Origin of the sequence: Nocardioides euryhalodurans, from assembly GCF_004564375.1 — a bacterium.
Lineage (GTDB): Bacteria > Actinomycetota > Actinomycetes > Propionibacteriales > Nocardioidaceae > Nocardioides > Nocardioides euryhalodurans.
In genome coordinates, this window is record NZ_CP038267.1 from 997,975 (window position 1) to 1,024,233 (window position 26,259).

The following is a 26,259-nucleotide window of genomic DNA, read 5'->3' on the forward strand; positions in this document are numbered from 1 at the left end:
TCTTGGCACTCGTTCGGGCTGAGTGCCAATGCTACTAGGGTCGGTCAGCATGGCTGACTTCACCGAGGTGGCAGCGCGGGTCTGGGTGGCCCGCTACCCGTGGTTCGACGTGAACGTGACGCTCGTCGGCGGGGAGCGCGGCCTGCTGCTGGTGGACACCCACGGGTCCGCGGCGGCGGCGCGCGAGGTGGTGGCCGACGTGCGCCGGCTGGGCGCGGGCGAGGTGGTGGGCGTAGTCAACACCCACTGGCACTTCGACCACACCTTCGGCAACGAGGCCGTCCGCGGGGCGTACGGGCCGGTGCCGGTCACGGCCCACGAGGACGCGGCCGACGAGCTGGCGCGGCGCGGCGAGGAGGTCCGGCAGCGGTACGCCGACTCCCCCGACGATCCCCACCGCGACGACGTCCTCGCCACCACGGTCGTGGTCCCCGACGACACGTTCTCCTCTGCCAAGGTGCTCGACCTCGGCGACCGCGCCGTCGAGCTGGTCCACCCGGGCCGCGGCCACACCGCCGGCGACCTGGTGGTCCGGGTCCCCGACGTCGACGTCGTGCTCGCCGGCGACCAGGTCGAGGAGTCGGCGCCGCCGGCCTACGGCTCGGACTGCTTCCCGCTGGCGTGGCCGCACAGCCTCGACACCGTCCTCGGGCTGCTCACGTCGGGCTCGGTGGTCGTCCCCGGTCACGGCGCGCCCGTCGACCGCGCCTTCGTCGAGCAGCAGCGCAACGAGATCGGCCTGGTGGCCCAGAACGTGCTGGACCTGGCCGCCCGGGGCGTGCCGGCGTCCGAGGCCCTGGCGGCAGCCGACTGGCCCTTCGACCCCGACCTCCTGGAGCAGGCGGTCCTCCGGGGCTACGAGCACCTGCCCCGCGGCCAGAAGCGGCTCCCGCTCGCCTGAGCGCGGTCCTTCGGGGTGATGACCGGCCGCCGGTCCCGGGCTACGTTCGACGGCATGAGCACATCCGAGAGCGAGCCCGGCGGCATCAGCGACGAGGACCTGCCCGACGACCTCCAGCCCGGCGAGGACAACCCGCTCGCCGAGCCGCTGGACACCGACGAGGTCGACCCCGACGACCTGGACATGGACGGCGGCAAGGCGGCCGAGGAGTCCGACGAGGTCGCGGACGAGGACGACGAGGGCGACAGCCGGGAGTAGCCCTCCCGGCGTGCCCTCCCCGCCCGGCAGCCCCTGTGCTCCTAGCGTTGGGCGGTGCCCTCCCCCACCTCACGCAGCGGCGACCGCTACGGCGCCGACGTCCTCTCCACCGATTGGCGCGCCCCCCGGCGCGGACGCGCGACCGAGGCGCCCGCCCGCAAGGGCGACGTCGTGGAGGAGGTGACGGCCGACTTCTGCGGCGAGATCGTCGAGGTCGACCGCGACCTCCACACGGTCACCCTCGAGGACCGGCGCGCCCGGCGGCGTACGTTCCCGCTCGGCCCCGGCTTCCTGCTCGACGGCAAGCCGGTGATCCTGGTCGCGCCCCCGCGTTCCACCGCCCCCGCCCGACCGACCCGGACCGCCTCGGGATCGGTGGCGGTCCACGGCGCGAAGGCGCGGGTGGCGCGACAGAGCCGGATCTACGTCGAGGGCCGGCACGACGCCGAGCTGGTCGAGAAGGTCTGGGGCGACGACCTCCGCATCGAGGGAGTCGTCGTCGAGTACCTCGGCGGCGTCGACGACCTCGCCGAGCACCTGCGCGACTTCCGACCCGGCCCCGAGCGCCGGGTCGGCGTGCTGGTGGACCACCTGGTCCCCGGGTCGAAGGAGAGCCGGATCGCCGACGGCATCCGCCGCTCCCCCGTCGGCCCGCACGTCCTCGTCGTCGGGCACCCCTTCATCGACATCTGGCAGGCAGTGAAGCCCGAGCGGCTCGGCTTCGAGAAGTGGCCCGACGTGCCCCGCCGCGAGGACTGGAAGCACGGCACCTGCCAGCGGCTCGGCTGGCCCCACCGGGACCAGGCCGACATCGCTCGCGCGTGGAAGCACGTCCTCGGCGGCGTCCGGGGCTTCCAGGACCTCGATCCCGCCCTCCTCGGTCGCGTCGAGGAGCTCATCGACTTCGTTACGCTGGGGCCATGAACGACCCCTACGGCCCGCCGCCGGAGGTCCCCGAGCAGCCGCAGGGCGGCCCGCCGGCGCTGACCCAGGAGGACAAGACCTGGGCGCTGGCGTCCCACATCGGCACGCTGGTCTCCGCCTACTTCGCGCTGGGCTTCCTCGCGCCGCTGGTCATCATGCTGGTCAAGAGCGAGTCGCCGTTCGTCCGCCGCCACGCGGTGGAGTCGCTCAACTTCCAGATCTCGCTGCTGATCTACACCGTCGTCGGCACCGTCGTGGGCATCATCGTGGCCCTGCTGACCTTCGGCGTGGGCCTGCTGGTGATCATCCCGATCGTGATCGTGGTCGCGGTGCTGGCGCTGGTGTTCATCATCGTGGCGACCGTCAAGGCCGCCAACGGCGAGGACTACCGCTACCCGCTCACGATCCGGCTCGTCAGCTAGACCTCTCCCTCAGGGCAGCAGGTCGCGGACGACCGCGTCGGCCAGCAGCCGCCCGCGTCGGGTGAGCAGCAGCCGTCCGTCCTGCCGCACGACGAGCTCGCGGTCGACCAGCGGTCCGACCGCGGCTCGGCCGGCGTCGTCGAGCACGGCAGCGTCGAGGCCGCTCGCCAACCGGATCTCCAGCAGCACCCGCTCGACGCGCCGCTCCTCGTCGGTGAGCACCTCGCGCGCCTGGGCCGGGCTGGCCGCGGCGGCCAGCCGGTCGGCGTACGCCGCAGGGTGGCGGACGTTCCACCAGCGCACCCCACCGACGTGGGAGTGGGCGCCCGGCCCGATGCCCCACCAGTCGGCGCCGGTCCAGTAGTGCACGTTGTGCCGGCAGCGCGCCCCCTCGTCCTGGGCCCAGTTGGAGACCTCGTACCAGTCGAGGCCGGCGGCCACGAGCCGGTCGTCGGCGAGGACGTACTTGTCGGCCAGGTCGTCGTCGTCGGGGGCGGGCAGCTCGCCGCGCCGCACCCGGCGCGCCAGGGCCGTGCCGTCCTCGACGATGAGGGCGTACGCCGACACGTGGTCGGGCCGGCAGGCGAGCGCTGCGTCCAGCGAGGTCTCCCAGTCCGCCACCGTCTCCCCGGGGGTGCCGTAGATCAGGTCGAGGCTGACGTGCTCGAAGCCGGCCGACCGCGCCCACGCGACGACCGCGGGCACCCGCAGCGGGTCGTGCGTCCGGTCGAGGGTCGCCAGCACCCGCGGGACGGCCGACTGCATGCCGAAGGAGATCCGGGTGAAGCCTGCCGAGCGGAGCTCCTCGAGGTCCCACCGGGTGACGGAGTCGGGGTTGGACTCGGTCGTGACCTCGGCGTCCCTGGCGAGGCCGAACTCCGCCGCGGTCGCCGCCAGCACCGAGGCCAGGTCGGCGGGCGGCAGCAGGGTGGGGGTGCCGCCACCGAGGAACACCGTCGAGACCGGGAGGTCGACGTCACCCAGCACCCGCCGGGCCAGCCTGATCTCGGCGATCGCGGACTCGGCGTACGTCGCCCGCGAGGCGCCGGGGCCGAGCTCCTCGGCGGTGTAGGTGTTGAAGTCGCAGTAGCCGCACCGGACGGTGCAGTACGGCACGTGCACGTAGAGGCCGAAAGGCTGCCGGCCGAGCGTCGCCAGCGCCGACCGGGGGAGGTGCCCGTCGGCCGGGGCGGGGACACCTGGGGGCGGGGCGGACGGCACCTCGCCATCCAACCACGCTCCCCGGGACCTCAGATCGGCACGTTGAGGGTGGCCGTGAGGCCCTCCGCCACCGAGCCGGTGACCCGGGCCATCTGCAGCGAGTAGCCGTCGCTGAAGATGCCGTCGCTGTCCAGGCTGACGCCCGCGAGGTTGTCGACCGACTCCTCGTAGCCCTCCTCGGCGTAGACCTGCTCGCACACGTCCTGGGGGAACGCGAGCTGGGAGGTACGCAGCTTGCTGGAGGCACGGGTGGCGCTGGCGACCGACTCGTACACCTCGACGTGCACGTGCGGCCAGCGCCCGGCGTAGCAGCCCGGGAAGATCGTGGTGAAGGACAGCCAACCGTCGTCGTCGGCCTCCTGCACGCCCCGCAGGTAGTTCTCGTCGACGGCGTCACCGTCGTACATCGAGTAGCTGCCGGCGCGGTCGCAGTGCCACGCGTAGAGCGCCGCACCGGCCAGCGGGGAGACGTCCTCGCCGGAGAGGTCGTGGACGCGGAAGCGCAGCGTCAGCGGCACTCCCTCGGCAACGCCGCCGGCCGACCCGAAGCTGGAGGTGATGTCCTTGCGCACGATGCCGGACTCCGTCAGCACGTTGGGGCCGTTGGAGCCGTCACCGGGGTAGGGGCCGGCGGTCTCCTCCGGGATCTCCCCCTCAGCCACCGTGACGTCGGACTCCGCACCCGGGCCACCGTCCGGGCCGCCCGGGGGCGGCCCGCCCGCCGGACCACTCCCCGAACCGCCCGGCGTGGTCCCGGACGAGCAGGCGGCCAGGGCCCCGGCCGCGCCGATCCCGCCGAGGATCCCCAGCAGGCCACGCCGACCCAGCCCGCGCTGCTGCAGGACGTCGACGTCGTGCTGGAGGCCGAGGTCGTGCTCGTGGACCTCGTCGGGGTGGTGGTCGTGGCTCATGGGGGCTCCTGGAGGACGTCGATGGGTGCCGGTGGTCTCCCACCGGCACCCATCAGAGCCCGCCCGCCTGTGCGCCGCCTGTGCGGCACCGGTGCTCAGGCGTAGAAGGCGTCGATCTTGTCCTGGTAGTTGCTCTGGACGACGTTGCGCTTGACCTTCATCGAGGGGGTCAGCTCACCGGACTCGACGGTCAGGTCGTGGTCGAGCAGCTCCCACTTCTTGATCGTCTCCCAGCGGTTGAGGTTGCTGTTGAGCTCGTCGACGTAGCCCTGGACCATCGCGTGGCACTTCTCCGAGCCCACGATCGCGCTGTAGTCGCCGGTGACGTCGTTCTCGGCGGCCCAGCCGGCGATCGCGTCGGGGTCGAGGGTGACCAGGGCCACGCAGAAGTTGCGCTCGTCGCCGAAGACCATGAACTGGCTGGCGTACGGGCAGATCGCCTTGAACTTCGACTCGATCGCCGGCGGGGCGATGTACTTGCCGCCGGAAGTCTTGAAGAGCTCCTTGATGCGCCCGGTGATCCGGAGGTAGCCGTCGGCGTCGAGCGAGCCCTTGTCGCCGGTGTGGAGCCAGCCGTCCTCGGTGAGGGTGCCGGCGGTCTCCTCCGGCAGGTTGTGGTAGCCGTCCATGACGCCGGGGCCCTTGATCATGATCTCGTCGCCCTCCCCCAGCTTGACCTCGGTGCCGGGGACCGCGGGCCCGACGGTGCCGAAGCGGTAGTCGTCGGGGTGGTTGACGAAGGAGCCCGCCGAGGTCTCGGTGAGGCCGTAGCCCTCGAGGATCAGGATGCCCGCGGCGTGGAACCACTCCGCGATGTCCTGGTTGAGCGCGGCGGCGCCGGAGATGAAGAAGCGCACCCGGCCGCCGAAGCGGTCGCGGACCTTGCTGAAGACGAGCTTGTCGAAGAGCCCGTGCTGGAGCTTCAGCGGCAGCGGGACGGACTTGCCCTCCCGCTTGAGCCGGTCGACCTCGAGGCCGACCTTGAAGGCCTGCGTGAAGATCTTCTCCTTGGCGCCGCCCTCCGAGGCGGTCATCGTGACGATCCGGCCGTGGGCCTTCTCGAAGATGCGGGGCGCCGCACCCATGAAGGTCGGCTTCACCACGCCGAGGTTGTCGACGATCCTGTCGACCCGGCCGTCGATGGCGGTCGCGAACCCGATCGCCATCTGGGTCGAGAGCAGCACCTTGCCGAAGGAGTGCGCCATCGGCAGCCACAGGAACTGCAGGTCGTCCTCGGTGAGGATGTCCTGCGCCTTGATCGCCTCGCCCTCGTAGACCCACGAGCGGTGCTTGAGTCGGACGCCCTTGGGACGGCCGGTGGTGCCGGAGGTGTAGATCAGGGTCGCGAGCTGCTCCGGGTCGATCGCACGGGCGACCTCCTCCACGGCGTCGGCGTGCTCGGCGAGGTGGGCGGCGCCGAGGTCGGCGAGGTCGTCGAGGGAGATCACCCAGTCGCCGTCGCTCTCACCGTCGAAGGTGACGACCTTCGACAGGTGCGGCAGCTCGCTCTTGTGCTCGCGCACCTTGGCCAGCTGCTCGTCGTCCTCGGCGAACACCACGCGGCACTCCGAGTCGCCCAGGATGTAGGCGGTGTCGCGGCTGTTGGTCGTCGGGTAGACGGTGGTGGTCGCGCCACCGGCGCACATGATGGCGAGGTCGGCGAGGATCCACTCGTAGCGGGTGCCCGAGGCGATGCCGACGCGCTGCTCGGGCTGGATCCCGAGGGAGAGGAGGCCCGCGGCCAGCGCCTGGACCCGCTCCCCCGCCTGGCGCCAGGTCACCGACTCCCAGGACTCCCCGACGGGGTAGCGGAACGCCTCGTGGTCCGCAGACTCACCGACACGGTCGAGGAACTGGACGGCGACGTTCGCCGGCATGGTGTCGAGGAAGCTGGTGTCGTGATGGATGGGCACGGGCACTCCTGGGACGGCTCGGGCTGACTCGGTTGCTGCGTAACCTAGATCACTGGGTTACGCAGCGGTAGCACAACCCGCGATCAGGCTGGTCCAGCCCTCAGGAACGGGCCGCGACGTACGCCTCGGCACTCTCGCGCGCCTCGTCGACCAGGCCGTCCACGACGAGCAGCCGCGGCAGCAGCCCGCGCTCGGTCGTGAGGGCCCGGAACATCGTCGAGACCGTGACGCCGTGCCCCGGCCGGTGGACCACCTCGGCCCGATCGCCCGGGAAGACCTCCCCCTCCTCGAGGACACGGAGATAGGGGCCGGGCCGGCCGTCGGCGGTGAACCGCTTGACCCAGGCGGTGGTGTCGAGCCCTGACTCCCCCATCCAGCCCTTGAAGTCGTTGCACGGGATCCTCACGGACGCGACCTCGAGCAGTGCGGAGCCGACCCGCCAGTGCTCGCCGACCTCGGCCTCGTTGACGTCGTAGCCGCTCGTGGTCAGGTTCTCGCCGAAGATGCCGTCGCGGAGGTCGGCGCCGAACTCGGTGGCCCAGCGGTCGAGGTCCTCCCGGGCGAACGCGTAGACCGCCTGGTCGACGCCGCCGTGGTGCTTGGTGTCGGAGACCTGGTCGCCGTCGATGCCCAGGGTGCGCACCTCCACCGGACCCGGCACGGGGAGCTTCTCGATCGACGTACGGCCGATGTCGGCCCAGGCGCGCTCGCGCGGGCGGCCGACGTTGACGGAGCGGATCGTGAACCTCACGGGCTCATCCCACCACGGCCCGGGGTCACTCCTGTACTGCTTTGACGATCGCGACGCAGCGGGTGACGTGGTCCCGCTCGTCCGCGTCGAGCGCGCGGCCCGCCCGGCGGGCGTCCTGGACGGCCCACGAGGCGTCCACCACCATCCGGACCACGGTCCAGTCGCGGGCGCGGGCCTCGTCGAGGCCGGCTGCGTCGACCACGGTGTGGAAGCGACGGCGGAGCGAGGCGCGGACGTCGCCCTGCACCTCCTCCCAGCGGTTGTGGAGCAGCGGCGCCGGCTCGTAGTGCGGGTCGCCGCTCATCGGCTTCGGGTCGATCACCAGCCACGGCTCCCGGTCGGCCGCGAGCACGTTGGCGTAGTGGAGGTCGCCGTGGATCATCACCCCGGTGCTGGCGGCGTCCGACACCAGCGCCCGGCCGAGGTGGAGCGCCTGCTCGACCATGCGCGGCGGCACGGGCAGCTCGCGTCCGAGTCCCTCGAGGTCGTCCAGCCAGCGACTGACGTACGAGGTGAGGGGGCGCAGCTGCGGGGGCGCCGGGCGGTGCAGCCGCGGGTAGAAGCCGGCGACGACCTCGCAGGCCGCCACGTCCCACAGGTCGGAGAGGTCCCGGGGGTGCAACCGCTCGAGCAGCATCGCGCGGCGGTGCGGGTCGGCGCGCAGCAGTCGTACGGTGCCGTCGCCCTGCCAGTGCTGCAGGGCGAGGGCCTCGTGCTCGGACTCGTCGTCGGGGAGCGCCAGCTTGAGCGCCGCCGCGACCCCGTCCGCGTCGACGACCGGGAGGACCAGCGAGCAGAACCCGTGCATCGGCTCACCGTCCGGCGCCAGCCCCCACTCCTCGAGGAGCTCGGCGCGCAGCCGCGGCAACCGGTCCAGCCAGTCCGCCCACTCCTCCCCGAGGCTGCGCTGCGCCTCCAGGCCGGCCGGGATGGTCACCGGGGCTGGTCGTCGAGGTAGCGGCCGGGGGTCATGCCGGTGACGGTACGGAAGTCCTGGGTGAAGTGCGCCTGGTCGGCGTACCCGAGCTCGGCGGCCATCGCGGCGAGCGAGGTCGTGCCGGCCTTCAGCCGCTCGACTGCGTCGTGGAGCCGGCGCCGCTGCACCAGCCACTTCGGCGTCATGCCCACGCGCTGCAGCACGAGTCGCTGGAGGGTGCGCTCGGAGGTCGCGAAGGCCTCGGCGACCTCACCGACCCGGCTGACCTCCGGGTGGTCGCGCAACCAGGTGACGACGTCGTTGACGAGCAGGCCCTGCGGGTCGAGGGGCAGCAGCGGCGCGAGCTGCCGCTCGACCTCCGCGATCGCGACCCCGTGCGCCCCGGGATCCGTGGGGTCCGGCTCCATCGCGGCCCGCACCCGCGCCACGAGGGTGGGTGCGTCGAGAGCCGGGACAGCGTCGAGGTCGACGTACGTGTCGGTCACCGGGGTCACCGGACCGTCGAGGAGCAGCGAGCCGGCCGCCGGCGTGAGCATCGTCCCGACCGCCCAGCCGGTGCCCTCGAGGGTGACCGAGGACAGGCCACGGACCACGCCGTAGAAGCGGGCGTATGTGTTGCTCACCACCACCAGGCAGGCGGGGTGCTGGAGCGTGCTCTGCCGCTGCGGCTCCTCGACCGACCACACCGGGATCCAGTAGCGCTGCACGAGCGGCTCGAGGCCCCCGCCCGGCGCGTAGCGGTAGATCGGCGGGGACGGTCGGCTGGTGCCGGTGAGGTGGGCGCGGTCGATCGGGTCGACCGGACGCGGCCCGGTGTCAGTCACGTGTCGGATTATCACAAGATCGGCGCGGATCCTGCTGCCTACCGTCTCCCCCATGACCACCACGACCCACCAGACGGCAGGACGTTTCGCGGCCCGTGCCGGCACCTTCGGCGAGCTCCTCGACGCGGTCGGGGACCGCTGGGACGCCCCCACCCCGTGCGAGGGGTGGACGGTCCGGGACGTGGCGGCGCACGCGATCGAGGCCGAGCGCGACTTCCTGCTCCGGCACGACCTCCTCGCCACGGACGCCCCCGACCTGTCGGACCCGGCCGCGGCGTGGCGTACCCATGCCGCCGACGTGGTCGCGGCGCTCGCTCGCGACGGCGTGGCCGAGCGGGAGTACGACGGCTACTTCGGGCGTACCACCATCGCGGCGACGATGGCCGACTTCTACGGCTGGGACCTCGTCATCCACGGCTGGGACGTCGCCCGGGCCACCGGCCAGTCGTGGTCGATCAGCGACGAGGAGGCCGCCTCGCTCGGCGCCACGGCCTCGGAGTGGGGCGACGCCCTCTACGGCGAGGGCATCTGCGCCCCGGCGGTCACCGTTCCCGACGACACACCGGCGCAGGACCGGCTGCTGGCCAGGCTCGGGCGGGACCCGTCCTGGACTCCGGCCTGAGCCCTTCCTGGGGCGTGCGTTGCCCCTCACCGGGTCTCGAGCCTCAGGCCCTGCCGGCCTTCGCACCTCGACCTCCGTGGGTCCCCGCGGCGTTCCGGTGCCTCGCCGGCCGTGCACAACCGGAGGTCGAGGTGCGAGCGCAGCGAGCCTCGAGACCCCCGCACCAGTGGGACCACGATGGGAACGGTCGCTACTTCTTGGACTTCTCGGCGGTGGGGGCGTTGGAGAGCGCGGCGATGAAGGCCTCCTGGGGACCTCGACGCGGCCGACCATCTTCATCCGCTTCTTGCCCTCCTTCTGCTTCTCCAGCAGCTTGCGCTTGCGCGTGATGTCGCCGCCGTAGCACTTGGCGAGCACGTCCTTGCGGATCGCGCGGATGTTCTCCCGCGCGATCACGCGGGCACCGATCGCGGCCTGGATCGGCACCTCGAACTGCTGGCGCGGGATCAGGTCCTTGAGCTTGCCGGCGAGCATGACGCCGTAGGAGTACGCCGCGTCGCGGTGGACGATCGCGGAGAACGCGTCGACCGGCTCGCCCTGCAGCAGGATGTCGACCTTGACCAGGTCGGCGACCTGCTCGCCCGAGCGCTCGTAGTCGAGCGAGGCGTAGCCCTTGGTCCGCGACTTCAGCTGGTCGAAGAAGTCGAAGACGATCTCACCCATCGGCAGCGTGTAGCGCATCTCGACGCGGTCCTCGGAGAGGTAGTCCATGCCGAGCAGCGAGCCGCGCTTGGTCTGGCACAGCTCCATGATCGTGCCGATGAAGTCGGACGGGCTCAGGATCGTGGCCCGCACCACCGGCTCGCGCACCTCGGCGATCTTGCCCTCGGGGTACTCGCTGGGGTTGGTCACGGTGTGGACGGTGCCGTCCTCCATGGAGACCTCGTAGACCACGTTGGGAGCGGTCGAGATCAGGTCGAGGTTGAACTCCCGCTCCAGCCGGTCGCGGGTGATCTCCATGTGGAGGAGGCCCAGGAAGCCGCAGCGGAACCCGAAGCCGAGCGCCCCGGAGGTCTCGGGCTCGAAGGTGAGCGCGGCGTCGTTGAGCTGCAGCCGCTCGAGCGCGTCGCGCAGCGTCGGGTAGTCGTCGCCGTCGATCGGGTAGAGACCGGAGTAGACCATCGGGTTGGGGTGCTTGTAGCCGCCCAGCGCCTCGTCGGCGCCGTGGTGCTGGCTGGTGACGGTGTCACCCACCCGCGACTGCCGTACGTCCTTCACCCCGGTGATGAGGTACCCGACCTCGCCGACGCCGATCTCCCCCGCCTTGACCGGCTCCGGGCTGATGACGCCGACCTCGAGCATCTCGTGCACGGCACCCGTCGACATCATCTTGATCCGGTCGCGGTGGGAGAGCCTGCCGTCGACGACGCGGACGTAGGTGACGACGCCGCGGTAGGTGTCGTAGACCGAGTCGAAGATCAGCGCCCGCGGCGGCCGGTCGGCGCGGCCGACCGGCGGCGGGGTCTGCTTGACGATCTCGTTGAGCAGCGCCTCGACGCCCAGGCCGGTCTTGGCCGAGGTGAGCAGCACGTCCGACACGTCGCAGCCGACCAGGCCGGCCAGCTCGGCGGCGTACTTCTCGACGTTGGCGCTGGGCAGGTCGATCTTGTTGAGCACCGGGATGATGTGGAGGTCCGCACCCATGGCGAGGTAGAGGTTGGCCAGCGTCTGGGCCTCGATCCCCTGCGCAGCGTCGACGAGCAGGATCGCCGCCTCGCACGCCTCGAGGGAGCGCGACACCTCGTAGGTGAAGTCGACGTGGCCCGGGGTGTCGATCATGTTGAGCACGTACGTGCCGGGCTCGGCGCCCTCGTCGTTGCCGTCGGGGACGGTCCAGGGCATCCGCACGGCCTGGCTCTTGATCGTGATGCCGCGCTCGCGCTCGATGTCCATCCGGTCCAGGTACTGCGCCCGCGCCGCGCGCTCGTCGACCACGCCGGTCAGCTGCAGCATCCGGTCCGCGAGCGTCGACTTGCCGTGGTCGATGTGGGCGATGATGCAGAAGTTGCGGATGATCGCCGGGTCGGTGTGACCGGGCTTCGGGGGCGCAGGGATCGAGGGCACGTCGGACTTCCGTGGGCGACAGGCGGGAACGGTCATTGTTCCACGGCAGCGGTCGGCGACCAGAACTCGCGGTGCGCCCGGGTAGCGTGCCGCGGGTGTCCCTGACGTCGGCCCCCGTCGCGCCGACCAGGCACCTCCCCGTCCTCCCGGCAGCCGCGTTCGTCCTGGTCTGGTCCTCCGGCTACATCGCCGGGCCGGCGGCGGTGGACGCCGCCGCGCCGTTCTCCGTGCTGGGCTGGCGGTTCACGCTGGCCGCCCTCCTCGGCGGTGCGGTCGCCCTGGCCCTGCGACGGCCGTTCCGGATGCCGCGCGGGGTGCTGCTCCGCGTGGCGGTCGTGGGGCTGCTGATGAACGCCTGCCAGTTCGGCCTGATGTACGTCGCGTTCGACCTCGGCCTCGGGGCCACCGTCAGCTCGCTCTTCCACGCCCTCAGCCCGGTGCTGACCATGCTCCTCGCGGCGCTGCTGCTGCACGAACGCGTGGCGGCGCTGCAGGTGGTCGGCTTCGTGCTGGGCGTCGTCGGTGTGCTGCTCGTCCTCGGCCCCGACCTCGAGGCGGCAGGCGGGCTGCCCGCCGTCGCGCTCGGAGCCGCCAGCATGCTGATGCTCAGCATCGGCACCCTCGGGCAGCGCTGGATCGGGGCCAGTCCCGACCTGCTGTGGTCGACGACCGTGCAGTTCGCGGTCTCCGCTCCACCGATGCTGCTGGCCGGCCTGCTCACCGAGGGGGCCTGGCCCGTGACGGACCCCACGGCCGCCGTCGTGTCGGTGTCCTACCTGGTGGTCGTCTACTCCCTGGTCGGGCTGGCGCTGCTCGCGATGCTGGTGCTGCGTGGGGGCTCCGGCGCCGCGTCCAGCCTGTTCTTCCTCTCACCTCCGGTGACCGCGGTGCTCGCCTGGCTGGTGCTGGACGAGGCACTCGGCGCCCGCGAGCTCGCGGGGCTCGTGGTGGCCGTCGTGGGCGTGGCCGCCGCGACCCGGAGCCGACCACCCGGAGAAGTGCTCACGACGTGAGTCGGCTCGCCCGCACCGCCCAGTGAGCGAGCAGCACGGTGACGATCCGGGGCGGCCTCAGTCCGTCGAGGCGCGGCGGCGGGAGTCGCCCCCGCGGAGCCGGTGCCAGGTCCGAGCGGCCGGGTCTGCTGCCAGGAGCAGCAGCAACGGGAAGTAGCTCGTCGCCGGCACGGCCAGGGTGATCACCAACGCGAGCAGCAGCATGGCCACGTTGGCGGCGCCGTAGACAGGGTCGGCCTCGTCGTCCCCGTCGGTGAGCTCGGGATGGCGGACCAGCACCACCTCGACGAGCGTCAGGCAGGTCGTCGACAGGACCATCGTCCCGATGTAGAGCAGCTTCGTCACCCCGTCGTCGGCGGCTGCGGCGACCAGCGCCGTCGGGAAGGGCAGGAACACGATGGTCAGGGCCCAGAGGAGCAGCAGCCGCATCACCCGGCCGTCCTGGACGGCCACGTGCCGGACCGAGTCGTGCTGGACGACCCACAGCCGGGCGATCACCACGAAGCTGAGCAGGAAGGCCCAGACCTCCGCCTGGTTCTCGCGCAGCAGCGCGCCCACCGAGTCGTAATCGTCGATCTGCGCGGTCAGCTCCACGAGCGGCAGCACCAGCAGGGTGATCGCGATCGCGACGATCGCGTCGATGAAGGTGATGAACCGCTCGTGCCCGCGGCGGCGGTGCTCGCGTGCAGCCACGGACGGCAGCCTACTGATGCCGGTGGTGGAGGATGATCGCCATGAGCTCCACCGTCCGTCTCCCCACGGCCATCCCGCACGGCCGTACGGCCCGCCGCCTGGAGTGGCCCTTCCTGCCGCCCGACCTGCGCGCTGCCATCGAACGCCGCTGCGGCTCGCCGGTCGTGGACGCGCACACCCAAAGATCCGGGTTCACCCCGGGCTTCGCCTCGGTCCTGGTGTGCGAGGACGGGTCGCGCCACTTCGTGAAGGCTGCCTCGGTGAAGGCGCAGCGGATGTTCGCCGAGGCCTACCGCGTCGAGGCGCGCAAGCTCGCAGCGCTCCCGGAGGGGGTGCCCGCGCCACGGTTGCTGTGGACGCTCGAGGAGGACTGGGTGGTGCTCGGGATCGAGCACGTCGCCTCCCGCCAGCCGGCCCGGCCGTGGACCGTGCCGGACCTCGACGCCTGCCTCGACTCCCTGGAGACGGTCGCGGCCGCGCTCACCCCGGTTCCCGAGGCGCTGGCGCTCGACGGCTTCGCGGACGAGCTCGCAGGCTTCCCCGCGTACTGGGAGCGGCTGCACACCCTCCCGGGTGGCCTCGCCCGCGTGGAGGAGGCCGCCGCGCTGGCCGCCAGGTTCGGGGAGGTGACGGCCGGCCAGACGGTCGTCCACTCCGACCTGCGCGACGACAACGTGCTGCTCGACCCGGACGGGCGGGCCTGGTTCTGCGACTGGAACTTCCCGGTCGCGGGGGCGGACTGGATCGACTCGCTGCTGATGCTGATCGGCCCGCGCGGCGACGGGCTGGACGTGGAGGAGGTCATCAGGCGGCGCCCGCTGCTCCGGGACGTGCCGGCCGAGTCCGTCGACATCGTGCTGGCGTTGGTGACCGGCTACTTCCTGGCCTCGGCGCAGGACCCGGTACCCCCCACGTCACCGCACATCCGCGACCACCAGCGCTGGCAGGGCGAGGTCTGCTGGGCGTGGCTGGGAGAGCGACGGGGCTGGTGAGCGGGACGTCGGGTAGCGTGAGGTCACCGGCTCCGGCTGCCCGTCCTCGCAATTTGGGCGGCAGCGCTGCGCGCTGCTAGCCTTTCACGTCGCGCGCGCAGCGGCGCGGCTCTCCGTCTCAGCACCACCCGACCAGCACATTCCTCTAGTCCGAAGGCTTCATCAGTGGCGAACATCAAGTCCCAGATCAAGCGGAACAAGCAGAACGAGAAGCGTCACGAGCGCAACAAGTCCGTCAAGACGGGCCTGAAGAGCGCCGTGCGCAAGTTCCGCGAGGCCGCCGAGGCCGGCGACAAGGACGCCGCCGTCGCTGCCGGTCGCGACGCCTCCCGCAAGCTCGACAAGGCGGTCTCCAAGGGCGTCATCCACAAGAACCAGGCCGCCAACCGCAAGTCGGCGATCGCCAAGAAGGCCGCGTCTCTCTGACCCGCGCCTGACGCTGCAAGGACCCGCTCCGGCGGGTCCTTCTGCATTTCCGAGCCCCTGTCCCGAGCCTGCGAGGGACAGGGAAGGCGAGGAGGTCGAGGAGCCCGGCTCGCACCCGAGCGGAGCGAGGGGACGAGCGAGGCGTCACGAGACCCGGGAGCCCCTGCCCGAGCCCGCGAGGGGCGTGCCAGGAGGAACGACTGTCTAGCGGTCGCGGAGCGCGGTCACGGTGAGCACCAGCCGCTCCAGGGTGTAGGAGGGGTCGCTGGCCGCGCCCTTGATGTCGGCATCGGCCTGCGCGACAGCCCGGATCGCGCCAGCGATGGCCGTCTCCGACCACGACCGCGACTGGTCGCGGACGGTGCGGACCTTCCACGGCGGGACGCCGAGCTCACGGGCGAGATCGGCCTCGCGCATCCCGCGTGGCGCGCCGAGGTAGCGGGCGAGGCCGCGGGCGCTGCCCGCGAAGGCCGAGGTGACCAGGACGGCCGCCGTCCCCGCGTCGAGCGCCCAGCGGAGCTCCTCGAGGGCCTGGGCCCGCTGACCCCCGAAGGCCGCGTCGGCGACGGCGAACGACTTCGCCTCGGCGCGGCCACCGAAGTACTGCTTGACCTGCTCCTCCCCCAGCGTCACGTCCGGGAAGTCGCTGACCAGCTGGCTGGCTGCGGCGGCGAGAGAGCGGAGGTCCTGGCCGACCGCCTGGATCAGGGCGGTCGCGGCCGCCGGCTCGATCCTCCCACCCGCCGCGCGCACCTCGGCGGCCACGAAGCCGGGGTAGTCGCTGGGGCGGAGCTCACCGGACTTCGCCTCGGTCACCGCCGGCTGCTTGCGCAGCTTGGTCAGCACACCGCTCCCCTTCTGGCCGCCACCGTGGACGAGGACCAGCGCGACGTCGTCGACGGGTGAGGCGACGTAGTCGAGGAGACCCGCCACCGACTCCTCGGGCAGGTCCTCGAGGGAGCGCACGACGATGCAGCGGGTGCTGGAGAAGAGCGAGGGGGCGGTGAGCTCCCCGAGCGAGGCGAGCGTGAGGTCGGCCCCGCGGGTGTCGGAGACCTCGGCCTCCGCGTCATGGCCGCGGACGGCGGCGCGGACGGCGACGACCGTGCGCTCGTTGAGGTACTCCTCCTTGCCGGTCACCAGGGTGACCCGGCCCAGGACGTCAGCCGCGCGGGGTCCAGCCATGCCCGGACCCTACCGAGTGGTGAGGACACCGAGCGCACCGTCCTCGACCACGACCGCCAGGTCGCCCTGCCGGTCGGTGCGCAGCACCTGCGCTCCCGTCGCGGAGAGCGCGGCGAGGGTCTCGGGTGCCGGGTGGCCGTAGTCGTTGTCGGCGCCGGCGGAGACCAGGGCGACCTCCGCACCGAGTCCGAGCAGCCACCCGGTGTCCTGGAAGCGGCTGCCGTGGTGGGGCACCTTCACCACGTCGACCTGCAGCCCGGGCCAGCTCCGGGCGAGGGCGAGCTGGGTGGGCGGCTCGACGTCACCGGTGAGCAGCAGGCGGCTGCCGGACACCTCGGCGAGGAGCACCACGCTGGCGTCGTTGGGGTTCTCGACGGTGTGGCCGGGCGGCGGCCAGAGCACCTGGAGGGTCGCGTCGCCGACCACGCGGGTGCTGCCGTACGCCGCGTCCGCATGGGTCTCGACCTCGGCCACCTCCCGTCCCTCGAGCACCCCGGCCACCCCGTCGACGTGGTCGGCGTGGGGGTGGGTCAGCACCAGCAGCGGCACCCGCTCGATCCCGAGCCGGTCGAGGCACCGGTCGACCAACGCCGGGTCGGGACCGGCGTCGACGACCACGCCGCTGGCCTTCCCGGCCCGCACCACGAGCGCGTCCCCCTGCCCGACGTCGCACGCCACCATGACCCAGCCCGCGGGCGGCCAGCCCGGGGTCGGGAGCCGGACCAGCACGAGCACCGCGACCAGGCAGCAGCACCCGATGCCGGTCGCCGGCCGGGCGAGCAACCGCGGCAGCACCACGGTGAGGGCGACCACGAGCGCCGTCAGCAGCCCCAGCGAAACCGCACCGGTCCCCCACCCCACGGCGGGCACCGGCAGCGCAGCCCCGCGCTGCGCGACCTCGACCAGCCACGCGGCGCACCACCCGGCCGGCGTGCCCGGCACCCTGCCGAGCGGGGCGGCGATCAGTCCCAGCAGCCCACCGGCGAGCCCCAGGACGGTCGCCGGCCCCACCGCGGGAGCTGCGACGAGGTTGGCGGCCACGGCCACCAGGCTCACCTGGCCGGAGATGCCGGCCACAATCGGCGTGCATGCCAGCTGGGCCGCCAGCGGCACCGCGACCGCCTCGGCCACCCAGCGCGGCAGCCAGCGCGCCATCGCGTCACGCAGACCCGGGGCGACCAGCAGGATGCCACCGGTCGCGACCGCGGACAGCGCGAACCCGACCGAGGTGGCCAGGCCGGGGTCGAGCAGGAGCAGCACCACCACGGCCACGCCCAGTGCCCGGGGACCCCGTTGACGGCCGTCGACCCCCATGCCCACGAGCGCGACGGTGCCCATGGCGGCGGCGCGCACGACGCTCGGCTCGGTGCGTGCCAGGAGCACGAACCCCACGATCCCCACCAGGCCCACGACGTAGTGCCCCCGGCCCCGCACGCCACACCACCGGCCGAGGACCAGCAGGAAGCCGACGACGAGCGTCAGGTTGGTCCCCGACACGGCGAGCAGGTGGGTCATGCCGGTCGCGCGGAAGTCCTCGGCGAGCTGCGGGTCGAGACCGGCGTCGTCACCGACCACCAGAGCGGGGACCAGCGCCCGCTGGTGCTCCGGCTGGTGGGCGACCGCCTCGCGCAGGGAGGCGCGAACGGCTGCGGCGCCGCGCCACCAGACGTCGGGGGGAGCGACCACCACGGGCGACCCGCCCACCGCGAGCGTGGCGGCGAGGTCGTCGCCCTCGGCGGGCGCCAGTCGTCCGTCGAGCCGGAGGCGTGACCCGAGCTCGACGTCCTCCCAGCCGGCATCGGCGAAGACGAGGACCGGCGACCGGAGGGCGTACGTCGTGCCGCGGCCGGTCACCTCGCGCAGCGTGACGCGCACGGCCACCCCGTCCTCGAAGCCGGTGGTGGGCCGCGGGTCGGAGGTGACCACCCCCTCAGCCGTCACGACGGCGCGCGCCGACGCGAGCTCCGCCACCGGGGCCCGCTGCAGCTGGGCGTCACGCAACAGCCCGGCCGCCCCCACGGCAGCCAGGACGAGGACCGCGGCCAGCAGCGCTCCGCTGCGGCGCAGCACCGCCGTCACCGTCCCGGCCAGCGCGACCACGCCGGTCGCCCACCACGGCAGCAGGGCGGCGAGCAGTCCGCCCGCCCAGGCGGCCAGGGCGAGGGCCGGCATCCTCAGGTCGGCACGCTCCACCCCCTCACACCGTCACGAAGGGAGCCATCGCGTCGAGCGTCGCCTCCCCGATCCCGTCGACCTCGAGCAGCTCGTCGACGGCGGTGAAGCCGCCGTTGTCCTCGCGCCAGGTCACGATCGCCGCCGCCGTCACCGGGCCGACCTCGGGGAGCGTCTCGAGCTCCTCCGGGCCGGCAGTGTTGATGTTGACCAGGGCTCCCGCCGGCTCGCCGGGCACGGTCGGCGCCGGGGCGGCCGCCGCCGGCACCCCGACCAGCACCTGCTCGCCGTCGACGAGCAGCCGCGCGAGGTTGAGGCCACTGAGGTCGACCCCGGGCCGCGCCCCGCCCGCGGCCTCCAGCGCGTCGACCACCCGGGCGCCGTCGACGAGCACCGCGATGCCCGGGCGGCGCACCCTGCCGGCCACGTCCACGGTGACGGTGGCGCTCGGGGCAGCCTCTCCGGACGGCGCCACCGCCGGCCCCTCCGAGGGCGTGGCGAGCCCCGCCGGCGGCGCACCCCCGACCGGGACCACGGGCGTGACCGGGGCGGGGTCGCCCCGCACGACCCACCACGCGGTGACGCCGAGGCCCAGCGCCACCAGCACGGCCACGACAGCGAGCTGGGCCGGACCGAGCGCGACCCGGCCGCGCACGGCCTCGGGGAGGAGCCGCGGCGGTCCCCCGGCCCGGCGGGAGGCGTGGCGACCGGGCTGCGGCACGAGCACGGGGTCGGGAGGAGGGTCCTCGCCGCCATCGTCCGCGGCAGGGACCCGGGCCCCGGCGAGCTCGGCGCTCAGCTGCTCGAGGCGCCGGGCGAGGGCGGCCTCGTGCTCGGCGCGTGAGAGTCGACTGGCCATGACCGCGAGGCTAGGAACCGGGCGGTCCGGGCGGTAGGTGGTCGACGGGGCCTGTGGAGAACCCCGGCGAGGGAATCAGCTGTGCGCGACTCGCGGCGCGACGCAGACAGCCAGCATGCCGGGCCCGACGTGCGCCCCGAGCACCGCGCCGACCTCTCCGCAGCGGACCTCGCGACCCTCCAGGTTGTCCGCCAGTCGCCCGGCGAGCCTTCCCGCGAGCTCTGCCCCCCGCTCCTCGCTGGCGAGGTGGGCGACCCCGATGTCGACCGGCCCGTCGCCGGCGGCCTCGACAGCGAGCTCCTCGAGCCGTGCGAGGGCGCGGGTCGCCGTCCGGACCTTCTCGCGGTTGACCACGCGACCGTCCTCGATCGCCAGCAGCGGCTTCACCGCCAGCGCTCCGCCGAGCAGGGCCGCTGCGGCCCCGACCCGTCCCCCGCGTCGGAGGTACTCCAGGGTGTCGACGTAGAAGAGCGACGTGGTCGCGGCGGCACGCTCGCGCGCTGCGGTCGCGGCCTGCTCCGCGTCGCCACCGCGCTCGAGGACCTCGGCGGCGGCGAGCACCGCGAAGCCCGTGGCGATGCCGACCTGGCGGCTGTCGACGGGGACGACCGGGATCGACGCCTCGCGGGCAGCGAGCTGGGCGGACTCGAAGGTGCCGCTCATCTCCCCGGAGAGGTGGACCGACACGACGGCCTCCGCCCCCGCGGCTGCGGCGCGCTCGTAGACCTCCAGCATCGCCGCCGGCGCGGGGCGCGACGTGCTGACCGGCCGGAAGTCGCGCAGGGCCTCGGCCACCATCTCGGGCGTGGCCCCCTCGCTGCCCTCCTCGTACGACGTCGCGCCCACCACCACCTGCAGGGGCACGACGACGATGCCGTGCGCGTCGACGACCTCGGCCGGCAGCGAGGCCGTGGAGTCGGTGACGACGACGGTCCGAGACATGGGCCAGACCCTATCCGGGGCGACCCGCGCTCAGACGACGACGTTGACCAGCTTGGGCGCGCGGACGATGACCTTGCGGACCGGCGCGCCGTCGATCGCACGCTGCACGGCGGGGTCGGCCAGCGCCGCGGCCTCCAGGTCGGCGTCGGCGATGTCGGGGGCCACCTCCAGGCGGGCCCGGACCTTGCCCTTCACCTGGACGACGCAGGTGACGTGGTCCTCGACCAGGAGGGCCTCGTCGACCTGGGGCCACCCCGCACGGGCGACGGTCGGCCGGTGGCCGAGCCGCTCCCACATCTCCTCGGCCGTGTAGGGCGCCACCAGCGACAGCAGGACCGCGACCGCCTCCACCGCCTCCCGCACCGCCGGGTCGGCGGGGCCGCAGCCGGAGTCGATCGCCTTGCGGGTCGCGTTCACCAGCTCCATGACCCGCGCCACCATCACGTTGAAGCGGTGGCTCTCGACCAGGCCGGCCGCGTCGTGGACGGTGCGGTGGGTGACCCGCCGCAGCGCGACGTCGCCGCCCTCGGCCGGCGTACCGGCGTCGGAGGCCACGTCGCCGGACAGCCGCCAGGCACGCTGCAGGAACTTCAGTGATCCGCCGGGTGACATGTCGGCCCAGTCGATGTTGTCCTCGGGCGGGCTCGCGAAGACCAGCGTCAGCCGGACCGCGTCGACCCCGAACTCCTCCAGCTGCTCGCCCAGGTTGACGCCGTTGCCCAGCGACTTGCTCATCTTGCGGCCGTGGTTGATCACCTTGCCCTGGCTCAGGTACGACGAGAACGGCTCGTCCCAGTCGACCAGGCCCAGGTCGCGCAGCGCCTTGGTGAAGAAGCGGGCGTAGAGCAGGTGCAGGACGGCGTGCTCGTCACCGCCGACGTACAGGTCGATCGGACCCCACGCGTTGGCCAGCGTCGTGTCGAACGCCTGGGTCTCGTCCTGGGGCGAGACGTAGCGGAAGAAGTACCAGGACGAGTCCACGAAGGTGTCCATGGTGTCGGTGTCGCGCTTCGCCGGACCGCCGCAGGTCGGGCAGGTGACCTCGACCCACTCGGTCGCCGCACCCAGCGGCGAGGTGCCCTTGGGCTTGAGGTCGGCGCCGCGCAGCTCGGGCAGCTCGACCGGCAGCTGGTCCTCCGGTACGGCGACCTCACCGTCGACCGGGCAGTGGATGATCGGGATCGGGGCGCCCCAGTAGCGCTGGCGCGACAGCAACCAGTCGCGCAGCCGGAAGTTGACCGTGCCGCGTCCCAGCCCCTGGCGCTCCAGGAAGGCGATGGTCGTGGCCTTGGCCTCGTCGACCCCCATCCCGGACAGGTCGATCTCGTCGTTGGCGGAGTTGATCGCCGGGCCCTCGCCCGTGAAGGCGTCGCCCTCCCAGTCGGCCGGCGGCTCGACGGTCCGCACGATCGGCAGGTCGAAGGCCTTCGCGAACTCCCAGTCACGCTGGTCCTGGCCGGGCACCGCCATGATCGCGCCGGTGCCGTAGTCGGCCAGCACGTAGTCGGCGGCGTACACCGGGATCCGGGTGCCGGTCAGCGGGTTGGTGGCGTGCACGCCCAGGAAGACACCGGTCTTGGGCCGGTCCGTGGACAGCCGGTTGATCTCGGTCTCCTTGCGGACCTCGACCAGGTAGTCGTCCAGGGCACCCCGCTGCTCCGCGGTCACCAGCTCACCGGCCAGCGCCGCATCAGCGGCCACCACCATGAAGGTCGCGCCGAACAGGGTGTCCGGACGGGTCGTGTAGACCGTCAGCGGCTCCTCGCGACCCTCGACGACGAAGTCGACGTGCGCACCCTCGGAGCGGCCGATCCAGTTGCGCTGGGAGTTGACGACCTTGTCCGACCAGGTCGGCTGCAGCTCGTCCAGGCAGTCCAGCAGCTCCTGGGCGTACGCCGTGGTGCGGAAGTACCACTGGGTCAGCTCGCGCTTGGTCACCTCGGCGCCGCAGCGCTCGCAGGCGCCGTCGACGACCTGCTCGTTGGCCAGCACGGTCTGGTCGTTCGGGCACCAGTTGACCGGGGAGTTCTTGCGGTAGGCCAGCCCCTGCTCCCGCAGCTTCAGGAACAGCCACTGGGTCCAGCGGTAGTAGGCCGGGTCGGAGGTGTTGAACCGGCGCGACCAGTCGAAGCTCACGGCGTACCTGCGGAAGGAGTCGTGCTGGGTGTCGATGTTGCCGTAGGTGTAGTCGGCGGGGTGCGCGTCGTTGCGGATCGCGGCGTTCTCGGCGGGCAGGCCGAAGGAGTCCCAGCCCATGGGGTTGAGGACCTCGAAGCCCTGCTGCCACCAGTAGCGCGCGATGACGTCGTGCAGCGCGGTCACCTCGGCGTGGCCCATGTGCAGGTCACCGCTCGGGTAGGGGAACATCGTGAGCGCGTAGCGCTTCTCCCGCTCCCCCGACAGCACCGCCGCGTCGTCGGCCGCGAAGGGCTGCAGCTCCTCCCAGACCGGGCGCCACTTCGCCTCGACCGCGTGCACGTCGTACGACGTCTGCTCCGTCTGCTGCTCGCTCATCAGTCTCTCTCGTCTCGTCCTGCTCCGGCGTCCTCGGGCACAAAAAAGCCCCTCGGTCACGAGGGGCAGCCGCGTCGGGGTGGTGCGTCACCGACGCGGCTGGGTAAGGAGCAGGATCCTGCGCATGCACCCATGGTAGCGAACCGGGCGGCCGTGCCCACCGTGCGTGTGCGGTGCGCCCCCCATAGGGTCGCCGGCATGAGCAACGTGCCTGACATGTTCCGCCTCGACGGCCGGGTCGCGATCGTGACCGGGGCCTCCAGCGGGCTCGGCGTCGCCTTCGCCCAGGGCCTCGCCGAGGCCGGCGCCGATCTCGTCCTCGGCGCCCGCCGGGTCGACCGGCTGGAGGAGACCGCCCGGCTGGTCCGTGACGCCGGTCGCCGCGTCGTCACCCTCGCCACCGACGTCGCCGACCCCGACCAGTGCCAGGCGCTGGTCGACACCGCGATGGCCGAGCTCGGCCGGGTCGACGTCCTGGTCAACAACGCCGGCATCGGCACCGCCGTCCCGGCCACCCGGGAGACGCCCGAGGAGTTCCGGCAGGTCATCGACGTCAACCTCAACGGCTGCTACTGGATGGCCCAGGCGTGCGGCCGGGTGATGCAGCCCGGCTCCAGCATCGTCAACATCTCCAGCGTCCTGGGCCTCACCACGGCCGGGCTCCCGCAGGCGGCGTACGCGGCGTCGAAGGCCGGGCTGATCGGCCTGACCCGCGACCTCGCCCAGCAGTGGACCGGCCGCAAGGGCATCCGCGTGAACGCCGTGGCACCCGGGTTCTTCACCTCGGAGATGACCGACCAGTACCCCGACGGCTACCTCGAGCAGCAGCAGACGCGGATCCCGGTCGGCCGCAAGGGCGACCCGGCGGAGCTCGCGGCGACCGTGGTGTTCCTCGCCTCCGACGCCGCCGGCTACATCACCGGCCAGACACTGCCCGTGGACGGCGGGATGACGATCAGCTGACCCGGGCGGGCGGGTGGCGGCGCAGCCACCACAGGCCGACGAACGGCAGCAGCAGCGGCACGAAGCCGTACCCCGCGCCGAAGTGGGACCACACCGTCTGGTCGGGGAACCAGTCGGCGCGGACGTAGGACAGCGTGCCGACCACGAGCACTCCTGCCGCCTCGATGCCGAGGGCGACGGTGGCGACCCGGTGGGCCCGGACGGTCGGACGCCGCAGGGCGACCGTGGCCACGCCGTAGACCACGGCGGCCACGAGCGAGAGCGAGTACGCCAGCGGCGCCTCGGAGAACCGGGTCGTGATCTGCACCAGCGACCGGGCACCGGCGGCGACCGCGAACACGGCGTAGAGGGCCACGAGCACCTGGCGGCCGGTCGAGCCGCGCCCGCTCACCGGGTCTGCACCAGGCGGACGACACAGACCGCCACGGCCAGCAGCGCGATCGCGACCACCCACATCGACGCCGGCTCGACGGGGCCGTCCGGGTCCTCGGGGTCGGGCCGGCGCAGCACGAGCGTCGGCACCAGGCCGACCGTGGCCACGGCGTACCCGACGTGCGTGAGCATGCTGTCCGGGCGGTCGGCGGGGTCGGCCGCCAGCACCCGGACGAGCTCGGCCACGACGAGGACGACGAGCGCGAGCTCGGCCACGAGGACGGCCGTCCGGACCGGACGGTCGAGGGCGGGGACCCTGCTCGCGACCACCGCGAGCACGGCGAGGGCGACCAGCGTCGCGGCAGCCACCCAGGCGAGCGTCGTCACGACGAGAAGGCTACGGGGCGACCACCGTGGAAATGACGAGAGGCCCCGCTTGCGCGGAGCCTCTCGGTGTCGGTGGAGCTGAGGGGACTCGAACCCCTGACCCTCTGCATGCCATGCAGATGCGCTACCAGCTGCGCCACAGCCCCGGGCCAGTCGCCTTGCGGCAACGAGCAGGAATACTAGCGGGCGGTCTCCACCGACGCGAAATCGGGTCCGGCGTTCCAGGCCACCAGGCGCCAGGACCCCGCCTGCTCCTCCAGCACGGCGGTGCGGGCGTTGTCGAGGCCCTCCAGCGAGCGGTTCTGCTCCTGCGGCCAGCCGAGGAGCGCCAGCACGCTGACCTTGAGCGCGGCACCGTGGGTGACCACGACCGCGGACTCCCCGGGGCCGAGCCCGGCGAGGACGTCGTCGTAGGCCGGCAGGATGCGGGCGAGGACCTCGATCGTCTCCTCGGCGCCGGCGACCTCGGAGCGCCGGTCGCGCAGCCAGGCGGCGTGCTCCTCGGGGTGCCGGTTCGCGAACTCGGCCATCGTCAGGCCGGTCCGCTCCCCCACGTCGTACTCGCGCAGCCGGGCGTCCAGCCGTGCGGTGAGGCCCGTCTCCTTCTCGACGTACGCCGCGGTCTGGCGCGCCCGGGCGAGGTCGGAGGACCAGAGCGCGGCCGGTCGCATCGCCGCGACCCAGGGCGCCGCCAGCTCGGCCTGGGCGTGACCGAGGTCGTCGAGCTCGACGTCGGCGTGGCCCTGCGCGCGGCCGGTGGCGTTCCAGGCGGTCCGCCCGTGGCGCAGCAGCACCAGCCGCCGCGCGTCAGCGGTCACTGCTGGTGACGTCGGCCGGGAGCGGGATCGTCGGGCAGTCGCGCCACAGCCGCTCGAGGGCGTAGAACTCGCGCTCCTCGGCGTGCTGGACGTGGACCACGATCTCGCCGTAGTCGATGAGCACCCACCGCCCGTCACGCTCCCCCTCGCGCTGGACCGGCTTGGCGCCGACCTCGCGGAGGCCGTCCTCGACGGCGTCCACGATCGCGCGGACCTGCCGGTCGTTGCTCCCGGAGGCGATGAGGAACGCGTCGGTGATGACGAGCTGCTCGCTGACGTCGAAGGCGAGGATGTCGGTGGCGAGCTTGTCGGCCGCCGCGCGGGCGGCGGTGTGGACGAGCTCGACGGCACGGTCGGTGGCGGTCATGCGACTCCGGAGGGCTGGGAGGGATCACGGTAGAGGGCGTGCTTGGCGACGTACTGGACGACGCCGTCGGGGACGAGGTACCAGACCGGCTCACCGCGCGTCGCTCGCGCACGGCAGTCGGAGGAGGAGATGGCGAGGGCCGGGATCTCGACGAGCGTGACCCGGTCCTCGGGGATGTTGCGCAGCATGGAGGCGTCCATGTCGTAGCCGGGTCGGGTGCAGCCCACGAAGTGGGCGAGCTCGAAGAGCCGACCGGCGTCGCGCCAGGTGAAGATGTCGGCCAGCGCGTCCGCGCCGGTGATGAAGTAGAGCTCGGCCTGCGGGAGCTCGGCGCGCAGGTCGCGCAGCGTGTCGATGGTGTACGTCGGTCCGTCGCGGTCGATGTCGACCCGTGACACCCGGAACCGCGGGTTGGCCGCGGTCGCGATGACGGTCATCAGGTAGCGGTGCTCCGCCGGGGAGACCGTGCGGTCCGACTTCTGCCACGGGTCGCCGGTCGGCACGAAGACGACCTCGTCGAGGTCGAACCACGCCTGCACCTCGGAGGCGGCGACGAGGTGACCGTGGTGGATCGGGTCGAAGGTGCCGCCCATCACCCCGACCCGGCGAGGGGACGGGGCTGCGGCGGCGTGCGCTCCGGGGCGGTGCTGGGCGTTCAGCTGTGCTCGCGTCCCCCGCCGAACGCGACGAGGGCGCCCAGCAGCAGCAGGAGGAGCGCGAGGGTTCCGATCCCGATACCCCAGCTCAGGGACGTGCTGACCTCGTGGTGGGCCTCGGTGGCCATGACGCTCAACGACATGGGGGTCAG

The 26,259-nt window shown here is 72.9% G+C and carries 27 protein-coding genes, 1 tRNA gene and 1 pseudogene; 9 read left to right on the forward strand and 20 right to left on the reverse strand.

The annotated features are described in order from the left end of the window. The first annotated feature begins 49 nt into the window (after positions 1–49). Genes EXE57_RS04700 through EXE57_RS04715 form a run of 4 tightly spaced genes read left to right on the forward strand, consistent with a single transcriptional unit; the run spans position 50 to position 2,505 of the window. Positions 50–901 carry an MBL fold metallo-hydrolase gene (locus EXE57_RS04700; RefSeq protein WP_135074462.1) on the forward strand — a complete coding sequence of 284 codons (852 nt, stop codon included), beginning with the start codon at positions 50–52 and terminating at the stop codon, positions 899–901. Positions 902–955: 54 nt separating this feature from the next. Beyond that, complete coding sequence (locus EXE57_RS04705) at positions 956–1,159, forward strand: hypothetical protein (RefSeq protein WP_135074464.1); 204 nt, start codon at positions 956–958, stop codon at positions 1,157–1,159. A 54-nt stretch (positions 1,160–1,213) separates the two neighbouring features. Next, the gene (locus tag EXE57_RS04710) at positions 1,214–2,083 is read left to right on the forward strand and encodes a DUF3097 domain-containing protein (protein ID WP_135074466.1); all 870 of its coding nucleotides are present in this window, start codon (positions 1,214–1,216) and stop codon (positions 2,081–2,083) included. Then, positions 2,080–2,505, forward strand: coding sequence for a DUF4870 domain-containing protein (locus tag EXE57_RS04715; protein WP_135074468.1), 426 nt, complete (start codon positions 2,080–2,082; stop codon positions 2,503–2,505). The genes EXE57_RS04710 and EXE57_RS04715 overlap by 4 nt, the downstream gene beginning before the upstream one ends. 9 nt (positions 2,506–2,514) lie before the next feature. Here EXE57_RS04715 and hemW read toward each other — a convergent pair whose 3' ends face one another. The 6 genes from hemW to EXE57_RS04745 all read right to left on the reverse strand — a co-directional run bounded on the left by hemW (position 2,515) and on the right by EXE57_RS04745 (position 9,062). Beyond that, positions 2,515–3,726 (reverse strand): radical SAM family heme chaperone HemW, encoded by a 1,212-nt coding sequence (gene hemW, locus EXE57_RS04720; protein WP_135074470.1) that lies wholly within the window; start codon positions 3,724–3,726, stop codon positions 2,515–2,517. Positions 3,727–3,755: 29 nt separating this feature from the next. Beyond that, positions 3,756–4,637: an intradiol ring-cleavage dioxygenase gene (locus EXE57_RS04725; protein ID WP_135074472.1), complete on the reverse strand. Its 882-nt coding sequence runs from the start codon at positions 4,635–4,637 to the stop codon at positions 3,756–3,758. A 95-nt stretch (positions 4,638–4,732) separates the two neighbouring features. Beyond that, entirely contained in the window at positions 4,733–6,550 is a 1,818-nt protein-coding gene (locus EXE57_RS04730; protein ID WP_341869443.1) for an AMP-dependent synthetase/ligase, read from the reverse strand. 100 nt (positions 6,551–6,650) lie between these two features. Continuing rightward, positions 6,651–7,301 (reverse strand): MOSC domain-containing protein, encoded by a 651-nt coding sequence (locus tag EXE57_RS04735; RefSeq protein ID WP_208542968.1) that lies wholly within the window; start codon positions 7,299–7,301, stop codon positions 6,651–6,653. A 25-nt stretch (positions 7,302–7,326) separates the two neighbouring features. Further along, complete coding sequence (locus tag EXE57_RS04740; RefSeq protein ID WP_135074474.1) at positions 7,327–8,238, reverse strand: aminoglycoside phosphotransferase family protein; 912 nt, start codon at positions 8,236–8,238, stop codon at positions 7,327–7,329. After that, a complete protein-coding gene (locus tag EXE57_RS04745; protein ID WP_208542969.1) occupies positions 8,235–9,062 on the reverse strand; it encodes a helix-turn-helix domain-containing protein in 828 nt (275 codons plus the stop codon). Before EXE57_RS04745 ends, EXE57_RS04740 begins: the two co-directional genes overlap by 4 nt. Before the next feature lie 52 nt (positions 9,063–9,114). Here EXE57_RS04745 and EXE57_RS04750 point away from each other — a divergent pair, with 52 nt between their 5' ends. After that, positions 9,115–9,684 (forward strand): TIGR03086 family metal-binding protein, encoded by a 570-nt coding sequence (locus EXE57_RS04750; protein ID WP_135074476.1) that lies wholly within the window; start codon positions 9,115–9,117, stop codon positions 9,682–9,684. Between the two features lie 190 nt (positions 9,685–9,874). Here the strand turns inward: EXE57_RS04750 and lepA are convergent. Beyond that, positions 9,875–11,784: pseudogene (gene lepA, locus EXE57_RS04755) on the reverse strand (translation elongation factor 4). A gap of 59 nt (positions 11,785–11,843) precedes the next feature. Between lepA and EXE57_RS04760 the strand changes: the two are divergent. Then, on the forward strand, positions 11,844–12,761 hold the full coding sequence (locus EXE57_RS04760) for a DMT family transporter (RefSeq protein WP_167305821.1): 918 nt from the start codon (positions 11,844–11,846) through the stop codon (positions 12,759–12,761). A 57-nt stretch (positions 12,762–12,818) separates the two neighbouring features. Here EXE57_RS04760 and EXE57_RS04765 read toward each other — a convergent pair whose 3' ends face one another. Beyond that, positions 12,819–13,454, reverse strand: coding sequence for a TMEM175 family protein (locus EXE57_RS04765; RefSeq protein ID WP_135074480.1), 636 nt, complete (start codon positions 13,452–13,454; stop codon positions 12,819–12,821). Positions 13,455–13,495: 41 nt separating this feature from the next. On the opposite strand from EXE57_RS04765, the gene EXE57_RS04770 reads away from it, so the two are divergent. Both EXE57_RS04770 and rpsT read left to right on the forward strand, forming a co-directional pair. Beyond that, positions 13,496–14,446 carry a phosphotransferase gene (locus tag EXE57_RS04770; protein ID WP_135074482.1) on the forward strand — a complete coding sequence of 317 codons (951 nt, stop codon included), beginning with the start codon at positions 13,496–13,498 and terminating at the stop codon, positions 14,444–14,446. A 165-nt stretch (positions 14,447–14,611) separates the two neighbouring features. Next, on the forward strand, positions 14,612–14,872 hold the full coding sequence (gene rpsT / locus EXE57_RS04775) for a 30S ribosomal protein S20 (RefSeq protein WP_135074484.1): 261 nt from the start codon (positions 14,612–14,614) through the stop codon (positions 14,870–14,872). A 204-nt stretch (positions 14,873–15,076) separates the two neighbouring features. Here the strand turns inward: rpsT and holA are convergent, their stop codons facing one another. The 5 genes from holA to leuS form a co-directional block, all read right to left on the reverse strand. Further along, positions 15,077–16,057 (reverse strand): DNA polymerase III subunit delta, encoded by a 981-nt coding sequence (gene holA, locus EXE57_RS04780; protein WP_135074486.1) that lies wholly within the window; start codon positions 16,055–16,057, stop codon positions 15,077–15,079. A gap of 9 nt (positions 16,058–16,066) precedes the next feature. After that, positions 16,067–18,250: a ComEC/Rec2 family competence protein gene (locus EXE57_RS04785; protein WP_244246995.1), complete on the reverse strand. Its 2,184-nt coding sequence runs from the start codon at positions 18,248–18,250 to the stop codon at positions 16,067–16,069. A 4-nt stretch (positions 18,251–18,254) separates the two neighbouring features. Next, positions 18,255–19,088, reverse strand: coding sequence for a ComEA family DNA-binding protein (locus tag EXE57_RS04790; RefSeq protein WP_135074488.1), 834 nt, complete (start codon positions 19,086–19,088; stop codon positions 18,255–18,257). Positions 19,089–19,163: 75 nt separating this feature from the next. Beyond that, positions 19,164–20,030: a DegV family protein gene (locus tag EXE57_RS04795; protein ID WP_135074489.1), complete on the reverse strand. Its 867-nt coding sequence runs from the start codon at positions 20,028–20,030 to the stop codon at positions 19,164–19,166. Positions 20,031–20,060: 30 nt separating this feature from the next. Beyond that, positions 20,061–22,544: a leucine--tRNA ligase gene (leuS, locus tag EXE57_RS04800; RefSeq protein WP_135074491.1), complete on the reverse strand. Its 2,484-nt coding sequence runs from the start codon at positions 22,542–22,544 to the stop codon at positions 20,061–20,063. Positions 22,545–22,742: 198 nt separating this feature from the next. Between leuS and EXE57_RS04805 the strand changes: the two genes are divergently transcribed. Beyond that, on the forward strand, positions 22,743–23,507 hold the full coding sequence (locus tag EXE57_RS04805; protein ID WP_135074494.1) for an SDR family NAD(P)-dependent oxidoreductase: 765 nt from the start codon (positions 22,743–22,745) through the stop codon (positions 23,505–23,507). Here the strand turns inward: EXE57_RS04805 and EXE57_RS04810 are convergent. The 7 genes from EXE57_RS04810 to EXE57_RS19920 form a co-directional block, all read right to left on the reverse strand. After that, the gene (locus tag EXE57_RS04810; RefSeq protein ID WP_208542970.1) at positions 23,500–23,898 is read right to left on the reverse strand and encodes a hypothetical protein; all 399 of its coding nucleotides are present in this window, start codon (positions 23,896–23,898) and stop codon (positions 23,500–23,502) included. The two genes, EXE57_RS04805 and EXE57_RS04810, sit on opposite strands and share 8 nt — an antisense overlap. Next, positions 23,895–24,266 carry a hypothetical protein gene (locus tag EXE57_RS04815; RefSeq protein WP_135074496.1) on the reverse strand — a complete coding sequence of 124 codons (372 nt, stop codon included), beginning with the start codon at positions 24,264–24,266 and terminating at the stop codon, positions 23,895–23,897. Before EXE57_RS04815 ends, EXE57_RS04810 begins: the two co-directional genes overlap by 4 nt. Before the next feature lie 73 nt (positions 24,267–24,339). Next, positions 24,340–24,412: transfer RNA gene (locus EXE57_RS04820), tRNA-Ala, on the reverse strand. A gap of 33 nt (positions 24,413–24,445) precedes the next feature. Continuing rightward, on the reverse strand, positions 24,446–25,084 hold the full coding sequence (locus tag EXE57_RS04825; RefSeq protein WP_135074498.1) for a histidine phosphatase family protein: 639 nt from the start codon (positions 25,082–25,084) through the stop codon (positions 24,446–24,448). Beyond that, positions 25,074–25,451 carry a ribosome silencing factor gene (rsfS, locus tag EXE57_RS04830; protein WP_135074500.1) on the reverse strand — a complete coding sequence of 126 codons (378 nt, stop codon included), beginning with the start codon at positions 25,449–25,451 and terminating at the stop codon, positions 25,074–25,076. Before rsfS ends, EXE57_RS04825 begins: the two co-directional genes overlap by 11 nt. After that, positions 25,448–26,044, reverse strand: coding sequence for a nicotinate-nucleotide adenylyltransferase (gene nadD, locus EXE57_RS04835; protein WP_208542971.1), 597 nt, complete (start codon positions 26,042–26,044; stop codon positions 25,448–25,450). The genes rsfS and nadD overlap by 4 nt, the downstream gene beginning before the upstream one ends. 62 nt (positions 26,045–26,106) lie before the next feature. Then, on the reverse strand, positions 26,107–26,250 hold the full coding sequence (locus tag EXE57_RS19920; protein ID WP_208542972.1) for a hypothetical protein: 144 nt from the start codon (positions 26,248–26,250) through the stop codon (positions 26,107–26,109). Between the last annotated feature and the right edge of the window lie 9 nt (positions 26,251–26,259).